The 12,728-nt window shown below is 46.9% G+C and carries 13 protein-coding genes; 4 read left to right on the top strand and 9 right to left on the bottom strand.

The window, feature by feature from the left end; all coding sequences use genetic code 11:
* Nucleotides 1–28: 28 nt before the first annotated feature.
* The gene (locus tag HGT70_RS14095; RefSeq protein ID WP_071429982.1) at nt 29–805 is read right to left on the bottom strand and encodes an energy transducer TonB; all 777 of its coding nucleotides are present in this window, start codon (nt 803–805) and stop codon (nt 29–31) included.
* Between the two features lie 166 nt (nt 806–971).
* On the opposite strand from HGT70_RS14095, the gene HGT70_RS14090 reads away from it, so the two are divergent.
* The 3 genes from HGT70_RS14090 to HGT70_RS14080 all read left to right on the top strand — a co-directional run bounded on the left by HGT70_RS14090 (nt 972) and on the right by HGT70_RS14080 (nt 3,318).
* Complete coding sequence (locus HGT70_RS14090; RefSeq protein ID WP_214196259.1) at nt 972–1,268, top strand: YciI family protein; 297 nt, start codon at nt 972–974, stop codon at nt 1,266–1,268.
* Nucleotides 1,269–1,483: 215 nt separating this feature from the next.
* Nucleotides 1,484–2,950 carry a cardiolipin synthase gene (gene cls, locus HGT70_RS14085; protein ID WP_214196258.1) on the top strand — a complete coding sequence of 489 codons (1,467 nt, stop codon included), beginning with the start codon at nt 1,484–1,486 and terminating at the stop codon, nt 2,948–2,950.
* A gap of 38 nt (nt 2,951–2,988) precedes the next feature.
* Entirely contained in the window at nt 2,989–3,318 is a 330-nt protein-coding gene (locus HGT70_RS14080) for an HI1450 family dsDNA-mimic protein (RefSeq protein WP_071429976.1), read from the top strand.
* Between the two features lie 42 nt (nt 3,319–3,360).
* Here HGT70_RS14080 and oppF read toward each other — a convergent pair whose 3' ends face one another.
* The 6 genes from oppF to HGT70_RS14050 all read right to left on the bottom strand — a co-directional run bounded on the left by oppF (nt 3,361) and on the right by HGT70_RS14050 (nt 10,059).
* On the bottom strand, nt 3,361–4,368 hold the full coding sequence (gene oppF / locus HGT70_RS14075; protein WP_071429974.1) for a murein tripeptide/oligopeptide ABC transporter ATP binding protein OppF: 1,008 nt from the start codon (nt 4,366–4,368) through the stop codon (nt 3,361–3,363).
* Complete coding sequence (gene oppD / locus HGT70_RS14070; RefSeq protein WP_214196257.1) at nt 4,365–5,351, bottom strand: ABC transporter ATP-binding protein; 987 nt, start codon at nt 5,349–5,351, stop codon at nt 4,365–4,367. Before oppD ends, oppF begins: the two co-directional genes overlap by 4 nt.
* Before the next feature lie 8 nt (nt 5,352–5,359).
* Nucleotides 5,360–6,268, bottom strand: a complete 909-nt coding sequence (gene oppC / locus HGT70_RS14065) for an oligopeptide ABC transporter permease OppC (protein ID WP_071429970.1) — start codon at nt 6,266–6,268, stop codon at nt 5,360–5,362.
* A gap of 13 nt (nt 6,269–6,281) precedes the next feature.
* Entirely contained in the window at nt 6,282–7,202 is a 921-nt protein-coding gene (gene oppB, locus HGT70_RS14060) for an oligopeptide ABC transporter permease OppB (protein ID WP_071429968.1), read from the bottom strand.
* A 67-nt stretch (nt 7,203–7,269) separates the two neighbouring features.
* Complete coding sequence (oppA, locus tag HGT70_RS14055) at nt 7,270–8,898, bottom strand: oligopeptide ABC transporter substrate-binding protein OppA (protein WP_071429966.1); 1,629 nt, start codon at nt 8,896–8,898, stop codon at nt 7,270–7,272.
* 540 nt (nt 8,899–9,438) lie between these two features.
* Nucleotides 9,439–10,059, bottom strand: a complete 621-nt coding sequence (locus HGT70_RS14050; protein ID WP_214196256.1) for a thymidine kinase — start codon at nt 10,057–10,059, stop codon at nt 9,439–9,441.
* Between the two features lie 173 nt (nt 10,060–10,232).
* Here HGT70_RS14050 and HGT70_RS14045 point away from each other — a divergent pair, with 173 nt between their 5' ends.
* On the top strand, nt 10,233–10,640 hold the full coding sequence (locus tag HGT70_RS14045) for an H-NS family histone-like protein (RefSeq protein ID WP_214196255.1): 408 nt from the start codon (nt 10,233–10,235) through the stop codon (nt 10,638–10,640).
* A 32-nt stretch (nt 10,641–10,672) separates the two neighbouring features.
* On the opposite strand, the gene galU is transcribed toward HGT70_RS14045, so the two are convergent.
* Both galU and HGT70_RS14035 read right to left on the bottom strand, forming a co-directional pair.
* The gene (galU, locus tag HGT70_RS14040; RefSeq protein WP_071429960.1) at nt 10,673–11,572 is read right to left on the bottom strand and encodes a UTP--glucose-1-phosphate uridylyltransferase GalU; all 900 of its coding nucleotides are present in this window, start codon (nt 11,570–11,572) and stop codon (nt 10,673–10,675) included.
* A gap of 133 nt (nt 11,573–11,705) precedes the next feature.
* Entirely contained in the window at nt 11,706–12,713 is a 1,008-nt protein-coding gene (locus HGT70_RS14035; protein ID WP_071429958.1) for a response regulator, read from the bottom strand.
* Nucleotides 12,714–12,728 lie beyond the last annotated feature (15 nt).

The following is a 12,728-nucleotide window of genomic DNA, read 5'->3' as shown; positions in this document are numbered from 1 at the left end:
AGCGTGAAGTTTCCTTCACGTTTATTTTCTACTCTATCGTTGAACTTCCATCTATTCTGAAGATAATATTGAACGTCTGTCCTTGAGCAGGATGGCCTGGTGCATAGCGCCAGCGTTTAATGGCTTGTCTTACCTCACGGTCAAACATCCCGCGTGGGTCGGCAGAGACAATCTCAATATTCCCTACCGCGCCGCTCCCATCGACATCAAACTTAACACGCACTCGGCCTTCAACATGTAAGGCTAAGGCTCGTGCTGGATAAGCCGGATTGACGGTCGCAAGACGCTGTGGTTTCCCTTCAGAGACACTCTTTTGCTGATCAGTCGACTTCTGCGGCGCAGTTTGGGCACGCGTCTGCGGCTGCGTATTTTGCTGGTTAAAAGGATTGTCTTCCGTTGTGGGGGTCTTACGCTCCACGGGCTTTTCTACCGGCTTATGTACGACAGGTTTCGGTTTTTCGTGATGCACCGGTTTATGAACCACTTTTTTCACCGGTTTCGGCTTAGGTTTTTCGACCGGGATGGCGACCTTCTGCTCGACGGGCGGCTGCTCTACCTGCGGCTCTGGTGTATCAATTGGCGTCGATACCGGTTGGGATGGCGCTGGCGCGCTCTTCGCCGCAAGCTCAGGCTGAACCTCAGGCGCGACTAACGAGACATTAATAGCCTGCTGAGGAGGCGGCAACTGGATATCGTGACTCATAGATGCGTAGAGTAATCCAGCAACCACTGCGCCATGTAATGCGATAGAAACGATCGTCGCAATCGACCCACGTTTAGGTAACTCTTCGGTTAGACTGCTCATAATATTCTTCGCTCGACAGATTAGCTTTATTCTAAATGCAAATAGCAATCAGTTTCAATCCCGTTTTCATTACAGAGCCTAATTTTAATATCATTAGCTTTTAATTGCACGCTAGGTCATATTGCAGTAACTTTCACCTTTTATTCTTACCTACGAAGGTACGCCTGTGCTTTATGCCATTTACGCCGAAGATAATAAAGACTCATTAGAAAAGCGTCTAACCGTACGAGCCGCCCATCTCGCTCGTTTACAGATATTGAAAGATGAGAACCGTCTCGTCGTTGCGGGGCCTATGCCGATTGCCGATAGTGAAGAGGCGGGACACGCAGGGTTTTCCGGTTCTGTCATTATCGCTGAATTTCCATCACTGGATGACGCACAGACATGGGCAAATGACGATCCTTATGTCGCGGCAGGTATCTACCAAACGGTTACCGTTCGACCATTTAAACGCGTTTTCTAAGTCAGTCAGCGGAGAATAGACTCGTCCACCTCTCCGCTCGGCTTAAAACGCCCGGCTTTTAGGAACATTGTTTGATCTAATGTTCGCGCCCTCTCTCTGCTATCCCGCTCATTGATTGATTACCTCTCTTACTTAATCAATACCTCGAAGCTGTTTACATTCCTTATACACCACGTACACTACTCTCAACTTAAATTGAGGAATTTTTCTCACCTATGACCTCTGCGACTTTCTATGGCGTACTAAATGGTGTCATTCTCTTTAGCTACTGGCTATTGATCGCGAGTATCACGGTAAGGGTTCTCATTAAACGCCGAACCGTCTCGTCATCTATGGTTTGGTTACTCATTATCTTTTTTCTCCCCTTACTCGGGGTTATCGCCTACATCGCCTTCGGCGAACTCTATCTGGGTCGACGTCGGGCTGAACGTGCACGCAGTATGTGGCCGGCGACAGCTCAGTGGCTACAAGATTTAAAAAGTTGCCAACATATTTTTGCTAACCAGACCAGTGACGTTGCCAGCAGTCTATTTAGGCTCTGCGAGAACCGTCAGGGAATTCCTGGCGTCAAAGGTAACCAGTTACAGCTCCTGACCAGCGCGTCGGACGTAATGACTGCGCTAATTCGCGACATACATCTTGCTCACCATACCATCGAAATGGTTTTCTATATCTGGCAGCCGGGCGGAAAGAGCGACCACGTCGCGAATGCTTTGATCTCAGCGGCTCGTCGTGGGGTGACTTGTCGAGTCCTGTTAGATTGTGCAGGGAGCCGCCAGTTCTTTAAGAGCGTTTGGCCGGAGCGGATGCGCCATGCTGGAATTGAGGTCGTACAAGCCCTCCCAGTTAATGTCTTCCGCTTCTTTCTACGGCGTTTAGATCTCCGTCAACATCGAAAAATCGTCCTTATCGATAATGCTATCGCCTATACCGGCAGCATGAACATGGTCGATCCTCGCTTCTTTAAACAAGACGCAGGCGTGGGACAATGGGTCGACCTGATGGCGCGGATGGAAGGCCCGGTCGCGACAACGTTGGGCATTGTCTATTCTTGTGACTGGGAGATTGAAACTGGCGAGCGCGTACTTCCTCCACTGCCTGAACGTGTAAGTATGCCCTTTGAACAATCTTCTGGACATACCATTCACGTCATTGCCTCAGGCCCAGGTTTCCCGGAAGACCTTATTCATCAGGCACTGCTTACCGCTATCTATGCTGCTCGCGAAAGTCTTATCATGACCACGCCCTATTTCGTGCCGAGTGATGACCTGCTTCATGCCATCTGTACGGCAGCGTTACGCGGCGTTGAGGTAAGCTTGATCGTACCGAAGAATAATGATTCTTTACTGGTCGGCTGGGCGAGCCGCGCGTTTTTCACTGAGCTACTCGACGCTGGCGTTAATATCTATCTGTTCCAAGACGACCTTCTACATACAAAGAGTGTCCTAATCGATGGGCAGCTGAGCCTAGTCGGTACCGTAAACTTGGATATGCGTAGCCTGTGGTTAAACTTCGAAATCACTTTGGTCATCGACGATGCCGATTTCGGCCACGACCTCGACTGTGTTCAACGTGATTATATTGCGCGCTCTACTCTCCTCTCACGGGAAACCTGGTTACACCGTGCGTATTGGAAGCGAATTGTTGAACGATTGTTTTACTTCTTAAGTCCGTTATTGTAAAACAGCCTTAATGTCACTTTTCACTGAGAATAATTCGAATACTTATGGATTTAAACAATCGCCTTACTGAAGATGAAACACTCGAACAAGCCTACGATATTTTTTTAGAGTTAGCGGCTGATAATCTGGACCCGGCAGATACAATTCTGTTTAATCTACAATTCGAATCCCGTGGAGGAGCTGAGCTTCACGACCCGTCTGCCGATTGGGAAGAACACGTTGATTTTGATTTAAATCCGGACTTCTTTGCAGAAGTCGTAATCGGCTTAGGCGAGGATGAAGATGCCCCGGTTACCGACATCTTTGCGCGTGTTCTACTCTGTAGGGAAAAAGACCATAAACTCTGTCACATTCTCTGGCGTGAATAAACGCTTGCGATAAGCGCCCTAGCCTAGGCTAGGGCGTTTTTTTTAAAGCGGATCAACCTTCAGACAGGAGACCGCATGCCGAAAGCTTCCTTCTAAAACTGGACGCGTTGTGGCACATTCAGCAACCGCCTGCGGGCAACGGGTTCTAAATACACATCCCGAAGGCGGATTGATAGGCGAAGGTAGCTCGCCCTCCAATAATTGCACCTGTTTTGTGAGTTCCTTATCCGGATCGGGGATCGGCACCGCTGACATCAATGCTTGGGTGTAGGGGTGTAGTGGCCGATGATAAACCTGATCATAGGTGCCTAGCTCCACCGCATGGCCTAGGTACATCACTAACACACGATCCGAGATATGCTTAACGACCGCGAGATCATGCGCGATAAAGATTAACGAAAGCCCCATTTCTCGCTGTAATTTCTGCAGTAAATTAACCACCTGCGCTTGAATGGAAACATCCAAGGCCGAAACAGGCTCATCGCAGATAACGAGTTTTGGCTCTAAGATAAGTGCGCGCGCTATACCAATACGTTGGCATTGACCGCCGGAAAACTCGTGAGGATAGCGGTTGACTAAGTTGGGAAGCAACCCTACCTTCATCATCATCGCACGTACTTTCTCGTTGATCTCACGCTTAGCCATGTTCGGATAATACGTACGTAGGGGTTCAGCGATGATATCACCCACTGTCATTCGCGGGTTTAATGATGCGAGAGGATCTTGGAAAATCATTTGAATATCCGTGCGGGCCTCGCGCCAAGCCTTTTCATCTTGCCCCAAGAGATCACGGCCCAACCAAGTGACTCGACCGCCTTTGGCTTTAACTAGGCCAATGATGGCCCGTGCGAGCGTCGACTTTCCGCATCCAGACTCCCCGACCACACCCAGCGTTTCGCCTTCGTATAAACGCAGGCTAACGCCATCTACCGCTTTCAAGCTTTTCTTCGGCTGCCAGAACCACTGTTTACCATCCTTGATATCGAAATGAACACGGAGGTCAGAAATTTCTAGCAGTACTTTTCTTTCTTGCAGTGCACTATCGTTCATGGCGTGACCTCCAGTGGGTGATGGCAGGCGCGTAAACGCTCCGCTGCAAACGCTTCCAATTTCGGCGGTTGCTGGCATATCTCGGTTGCGTAGGCACATCGTGGCTGAAAAGGACAGCCACTTGGAAGGCGTAATAGGTTCGGCGGGTTACCGGGAATGGTAATCAGCATATCGTCGTCACTGTCGAGCCGTGGCACCGCACTCAACAATCCTTGAGAATAAGGATGGACCGGCCGATAGAAAATATCACGAGCGCTGCCGTACTCCATCGTCCTTCCCGCGTACATCACCAATACTTTGTCACAGATCCCCGCCACTACCCCAAGATCATGAGTAATCATGATAATAGCGGTATTAAATTCATGCTTGAGCTCGTTAAGCAACGTCATAATCTGCGCTTGGACGGTAACGTCGAGTGCGGTGGTCGGTTCATCCGCAATCAGTAGTTTGGGCTGACAGAGTAAGGCCATCGCTATCATCACCCGTTGGCGCATTCCCCCTGAGAACTCATGCGGGTACATCGCCATTCTTTTTGTCGCTTCAGGCATTTTTACTGCATCTAACATGCGTAACGAGTGCTGATAAGCCTCTTTTTTACTTAATCCCTTATGTAGCCGTAACACTTCGGTAAGCTGATCGCCAACTTTCATATAAGGATTAAGCGAGGTCATCGGGTCTTGGAAAATCATGGCAACTTCTTCGGCACGCAGCCGATTAAGTTTTGCTTCCGGGAGGTTGAGGATCTCTTGCCCATTAAACAGCGCGGATCCACCGATACGGCCATTTTTGGCTAACAACCCCATCAAGGCGAAGGCAGTTTGCGATTTACCGGAACCAGATTCGCCGACGATCCCTAAGGTTTCCCCCGGTTTCAACGAGAAATTAAGATCATTCACCGCTGTGACATCGCCATCGTGTGTCGTAAAGGTAACGCGTAAGTCTTTTACATCAAGCAATAGCGGATGCTGAGTTGATAAAGTCATTGTCCCTCCTAGCGATCTTTTGGATCGAGCGCATCGCGTAAGCCGTCGCCGATAAAATTAAAACAAAATAAGGTGACTACCAAAAACCCTGCAGGAAATAGCAGTAACCACGGCGAGACTTCCATCGAGTTTGCGCCGTCACTTAACAATGCGCCCCAGCTACTTAGTGGCTCTTGAGTACCAAGGCCTAAAAAGCTTAAAAACGATTCGAATAAAATCATACTAGGGACCAAGAGTGACGCATAGACCACCACGACGCCAAGGACGTTGGGGACGATATGACGTAGCACGATCTTCACCGTCGACACCCCCCCGACTTGTGCCGCCTCGATAAACTCCTTACGCTTAAGCCCTAGGGTTTGTCCACGTACAATTCGCGCCATATCTAGCCAAGACACCATGCCAATCGCGACGAAAATAAGCAGGATATTTCGTCCGAAGAAGGTCACTAAAAGGATCACGAAAAACATGAAGGGAAAAGAGTTAAGAATTTCCAATATCCGCATCATGACGGCGTCTGTTTTTCCACCTAAATAGCCCGCCAAGGAGCCGTAGAACGTTCCCACAATGACGGCGATAATTGCCGAGGCGATACCGACCATTAACGATATCCGTCCCCCGATCGCGACGCGAACGAGCAGGTCGCGACCCGACGAGTCGGTGCCGAAATAATGTTTAGAGGCTAGGTCAGGTGCGGCTGACATCATCGACCAGTCGGTATCGTCATAGGCAAACGACGAGAGCATCGGCGCGACAATCACAAACAGTACAATCAGCATCAAAACAATCAGGCTGAACAGTGCCGCACGGTTATGAATAAAACGACGGCGGGCATCCTGCCACAGGCTACGCCCTTCGATATCGAGTTGCTCGGTGAACGCTTCGACCGCTTGGCTATTTTTTTTACTTGCTAACATGCAGGTCTCCAGCTTAGTAACGGATTTTGGGGTCGATAACGGCATATAGCACATCGACAATGGCATTAAAGACAATGGTCAAGACACCGACCAAAATGGTCAAACTCATCACCAGCGAATAATCGCGGTTAAGCGCACCATTGACAAACAGCTGCCCAATGCCTGGGAGACCAAATATCGATTCAATAACCATCGAGCCGGTGATAATGCCAACGAAGGCTGGCCCCATATAGGAGATAACCGGTAACAATGCTGGACGCAATGCGTGGCGCAGTACGATACGAAAAACGGGAAGCCCTTTCGCACGTGCGGTACGAATATAGTTAGAATGCATCACTTCAATCATCGACCCACGCATAATCCGCGCAATACTCGCGATATAGGCGAGCGACAGCGCCAACATTGGCAGTAATACGTATTGCCATTGCCCACCATTCCAACCACCACCCGGTAGCCACTTCAACGAAATAGCAAACAGCATGACCAATAGAGGAGCCACGACAAAACTGGGAATGACCACACCAGTCATCGCTATTCCCATCACGGTATAATCTATCCAACTATTCTGTTTAAGCGCTGCAATTATCCCTGCAGTGACACCGACGATAAGGGCAAAGAAAAAGGCAATAAGACCGAGTTTAGCCGAGACAGGAAAGGCCTGCCCTACCAGATAGTTGACGGAGTAGTCTTTATATTTGAACGAGGGACCGAAATCGCCGTGCGCTAATTGCACGAGATAATTGAAATACTGTTGCCCTATCGGTTCATTCAGATGGTATTTAGCCTCGATATTCGCCATCACTTCTGGCGATAAACTACGCTCGCTGGTAAACGGGCTTCCCGGCGCAAGACGCATCATAAAGAACGAGATAGTAATTAAGATAAACAGGGTCGGAATGGCTTCGAGACACCGACGTAGAATAAATTTAAACATTGCTTCACCTATCAGGCTTAAAAGAACGATTTATACCGGCGCTTACACGCCGGTATCGCCTGTAAAATTAGTGCTTAATAATATAAAGGTTTTTATCGTAAACGTTATCCAGTGGATCCCTACCGGTATATCCACCCACATAAGGTTTCACAAGACGGGTATTCGCATAATAGAAAACCGGGATATCCGCAGATTGCTCATCTAGAATCTTCTCTGCTTGACGGTAATCGGCGATACGACTGTTTTCATCTGCCGCTTTTACGCTATCCGCAATAGCTTTATCAAAGTCCGCGTTCTTGAAGAAGGAGGTATTGTTCGAGCTATTGGATAGCATGTAGTTCAAGAACGAACTCGGTTCATTATAGTCAGCACACCAGCCTGCACGGGCAACGTCAAAGCTGCCTTGATGTCGTGAATCAATATAGGTTTTCCACTCTTGATTGACTAATGTTACGTTAACGCCGATGTTTTTCTTCCAGATAGCGGCCGCGGCGATAGCCAGTTTTTTATGCAGATCAGAAGTGTTATAAAGCAGCGAGAATTGTAAAGGGTGATCTGGGCCATATCCGGCTTCTTGAAGCAGTTTTTTTGCCTCAGCATTACGCTTATCTTGGCTCCAAGAGAACCACTCTGGTTTAGCGATATCCACACCATCCGTTGCCGGGTTGGTGAAGCTATAGGCGGGAGTCTGGCCTTGGGCGAGAACTTTATTAACAATAATATCTCTATCCAAACCGAGTTTAAGCGCGGTTCTGACTCTGACGTCGGTGAATGGCGCCTTCTTATTATTAATCTCGTAAAAATAGGTGCAGAGGTAAGGATCAACGTGTAATTCTTTCGGGTTATTTTTCTGTAGCTTCTTAAATAACTCAATCGGAAGGTTGTTATAGGTTATATCGCTACCGTTGTCAGAAAAATAACGGTTTACGTCAGTAACTTCCGAAGCGATCGGTAGGAAGGTTACCTTGTTGATAATCGTATGTGCGTTATCCCAATAGTTTTTATTGCGCACCACCACAATACTCTCGTTGACAGTATGGCTCGCAAGCGTATAAGCGCCATTACTGACCCAGTGAGCAGGAGATGTCCACTGATCGCCATATGCCTTGATGGCCGGGGCATAAACCGGGGACATTGCCGCGTGTATAGTCAACTTATAAAAATACGGAATGGGGTCAGAAAGCGTGACTTGAAATGTATTAGCATCGAGCGCCTTAACGCCCAATTTAGTCGCAGGAAGTTTACCCGCTATGATTGCATCGATATTTTCAATATGCCCATATTGTAAGTAACTGGCATAAGGCGAGGCCGTTTTCGGGTCGGCTAGGCGCTGCCAGCTATATACGAAGTCTTGCGCAGTAACAGGCTGGCCGTTCGACCACTTCGCGTCCTTACGCAGGTGGAAGGTCCAGACTTTATTATCCTTTTGTTCCCAACTTTCGGCAACGCCAGGGATCACTTTACCTGTAGGATCGGTAATCGCTAAGCCTTCGAACAGGTCGTGGCTAACATTACTCTCGGGTACACCCTCAATTTTATGGGGATCTAAGGATTGAACCTCCCCACCATTACCTTTAACTAAGTTCTGAGTGTCTGCCAATTGAACACCTGCAGGGACCTGCGCAGCAAAAGCCATTTCGCCCGATCCTAGTGCCAGCAATACGGAAGCGACGAGTACTTTCTTAGTAAAATTCATGTTACGACTCCACTTGCTATTCATTATTGTTATAGGGGCATCCCCGGTAAACGTCCTGCCTGTCTTAATAACTTCTGTGCTTATATTTACTAACAGCTAACAATTTTTTTACTCTTTAATCAATAAACTTTAAAGTCTAAGCTATATCCATTGTGAGATAACTCACTGTAAATCGCCTAATTGTTCACTATTAATACTTTTGTCTATAAAATCATCGTCTAAAACTACTGCACTTTTCCCTACAAATATCTACAAGCAATAATTATGCCAATTAAACTAGCATTGCCTGAAAGCCTCGCAAGGTCAGTAAGTTTGAGGATATTTTTTATGTGAAAGAAGCGCAGAGTACGCAGAAATGTATCAGATTCTTGAATATGAGAGGAAGTGATATAAGTATTACTTTTCAAGCACAATTTTGGTGCGTCAGAATGGCGCAACGCACTGATTTGGTGCCTAATTATCTCACTGCACCGATTTAAGGCGATTCATCCTAGCCCTAACCTGTGTGCAGTGAATTCTTTATAGGGCGGTTTTCAGCTATTAAGACGGTTTCTTTGACGACCCAAAGATAGCAACTTTACAGCCCTGTTCGATTGCCTGCCAATAATGCTTACGACATACAGAGATGTATTGGTCATTGCCGCCTATAACGACTTGGGCGCCATCGTGAAAAGGCTGCCCTTCGGCATCAAGGCGCAAGACCATATTGGCTTTACGCCCACAATGACAAACCGTCTTTAATTCCACGAGTTTATCTGCCCATGCCAGTAAGTAGCGACTCCCTTCAAACAGCTCTCCCCTGAAATCCGTGCGTAAGCCATAACAGAGTACAGGGATATTTAAATTATCGGTCACATAAGTGAGTTGCTTAACTTGTTCTCGCGTCAGGAATTGCGATTCGTCGAGGAGAATACAATGAAGGGGGCTTAATGTGTTAGCGTGCTGAATTTCGCTATACAGGTCTGTCATTTTATTAAATAAGGCTGCACTACTCGATAACCCGATCCGCGATGCCACCTTTCCTTTGCCATAACGATCGTCAATTTCCGCCGTAAAAATTAACGTCTGCATCCCACGCTCTTGATAATTGTAGGAGGACTGCAACAAAGAGGTCGATTTTCCTGCGTTCATTGCAGAGTAATAAAAATAGAGCTGTGCCACTGGAAGTACTCATTGGAAGATGAAACGGCGATCATACCATAGCTCACCTTGAGCCATCTCAGCTAAATTCTCTCGGATAATAAATGCGGTCGGCAGTGGAATACGTTGCAAAAGCTTAACTGTAAATCATATTATCAACGTTACTAATACTAAAAATTAATTGAGAATCTCTTATGAGTAATGAGCTACTCGCCCTAAAAAATTTACGCCTCTTACGTACGCAAGCTCGTGAGTATTCCCTAGAAACCTTAACTGATATCCTAGATAAATTATCAGCCATCGTCGAAGAGCACCGAGAGGAACAGGCGAATAGTGGTGTTCAGGCAGCCGAGCATGCGAAAAAACTTGATAAGATCCGTGAGATGATGCTGTCTGAGGGTATTGATATCAGTGAACTAGTCGGAACTCATCCTGTCGAGCAACCGGAAAGTCCTTCACGTCAAAAGCGCCCGGCTAAATATCACTATACCGATACGGCAGGCCGAGTTCATACCTGGACGGGTCAAGGACGTACTCCATCAGTCATCCAAAAAGCACTTAATCAGGGTGATACGTTAGAAATGTTTTTAATTAAAGAGTAAAAAAAACCGCCAGTAGATGGCGGTTTCTCAAATTACTTAACGTTTTCTGACAGCCAAGCTTTAAAATCTTCACCGTGCACTGGGTGACGCACGCCATACTCGACAAACGCTTGCATGTACCCGAGTTTGTTTCCACAGTCATGGCTCACACCTTTAAGGTGGTAAGCTTCAACAGTTTCTTTTTCCATCATCATTGCGATGGAATCAGTTAGCTGGATCTCGCCGCCTGCGCCCGCTGGGGTTTTAGCTAAAAGCGGCCAAATGTCTGCTGAAAGCACATAGCGTCCCACGACTGCAAGGTTAGACGGTGACTCAGAAGCTTTAGGTTTTTCAACAACACCCACCATTGGCGCGCTGTCGCCAGGTTGTAAGGTTGCACCTTGGCAATCTACAACACCATAAGCGGTAACGTCTTCCACTGGCTCGACCATAATTTGGCTACGGCCGGTCGATTCATAACGAGATAGCATTTCTGCTAGGTTATCTTTCTTAGGGTTAGACTCGTACTCATCGATGATCACATCGGGAAGAATAACCGCGAAAGGCTCGTTACCCACAACCGGGTGCGCGCACATAACCGCATGGCCTAGACCTTTGGCCTCGCCTTGACGAACTTGCATGATGGTTACGTGTGGAGGGCAGATACCTTGAATTTCATCCAACAACTGGCGTTTAACGCGCTTTTCAAGCATTGCTTCGAGTTCAAAGCTTGTATCGAAGTGGTTTTCAATCGAATTTTTTGAGGAGTGCGTAACAAGCACAATTTCGTTAATGCCCGCTGCAATACATTCATTGACCACATATTGAATGAGTGGCTTATCAACTAAAGGAAGCATCTCTTTCGGGATAGCTTTCGTTGCAGGAAGCATTCTTGTACCTAAACCGGCAACAGGAATTACAGCTTTTCTAATTTTAGAAACTGGAGCAGACATCGAACAAACCTCATTAATTTGGCGAAATGCCAAGATATCCTTTGAAGAGATTAAATTCTAGCATAACTTAACTTAAGAATTATCCAGAAAAATTAAAATATTTAAACTATCAACTTAGGCCGCTCATCAGGGATTAATGAAAACGTAACCATAATTTTCGTGGACCATTCCATATTTCGCACTCACCACTCTTCAAAGTCAAACGTTGCTCCTGAACAGAGTCGTGGAAATATCGGCCAAGCGCAGTATCTTTAATTAATGAGGTATGCATATTTTCATGATGAATAATACATGAAAGCCCACTATTAACGACGAGAAGGTGCTCACGAGCGCGGTTGTAGTAGCCGATGACTATGGGGTACTCACCTCGTAATCCCGATTTATTCAGCAACCCTTGAATATCATGAAGCACCGTCGTTAACGCCGGTAGTTTATCTGGATGGGCGATAATCTGTTGTTTTAGGAGGTCATTAAAGAATGCCCTAAGTAATAACGCGGCAACAGCACCGTACTCACCTACCCATTCCGCATCAAAAATATAAAACCCAAACTCATGGTCAGATAATTCGGCGATATCAATAATTAAACCATGGTTATTACTCGTATTAAGCTGACGATACCCAACTTGGCAGCCCGCAACAGAGAGATGAGCTGGGGGCTGTAGATCCCTTAACAATGCCAGCGACTCTTCGGGATAGGTGACCAAATGGTTCCACTCTTCTTGTAGTTTATCGCTTTCATCGATAGTCGAACTAAACATATCGGGATAAACAGCTTCTAGAATCAGTGACTGCAACGCTTTAACATCCGTCAAAGGTTTGAGGATAATATCGTAGACCCCTGCCCTCATGACGGCCGCGATTAACGTAACATCTTGGGTATCAGTAAGTGCGATAATAGGGGTGTGAAGCGTTGAAGCGTGGAGTTGCTTTATAAGCGGCACAGCGGGGACATCCAACAAATTAAGCCCACAGATAATAAGTGTGGCCTCATGTTGTTCAATCAATTCTAGACCTTCCTCACCGCTTGCGGTTTGTAAAACCTTAGCACCCGCGTAGCTTAAGAATTCTGATAGCACCGCATCGCAGAGGGGATCGTCATCAATAATCACTACGATCTTATTGGCTAGAAAATTTTCCACACTTATATACCTATA

Origin of the sequence: Rosenbergiella collisarenosi, from assembly GCF_018494085.1 — a bacterium.
Lineage (GTDB): Bacteria > Pseudomonadota > Gammaproteobacteria > Enterobacterales > Enterobacteriaceae > Rosenbergiella > Rosenbergiella collisarenosi.
The sequence above is the reverse complement of the archived record's forward strand: the minus strand, read 5'-3'. Positions and strand labels throughout refer to the sequence as shown.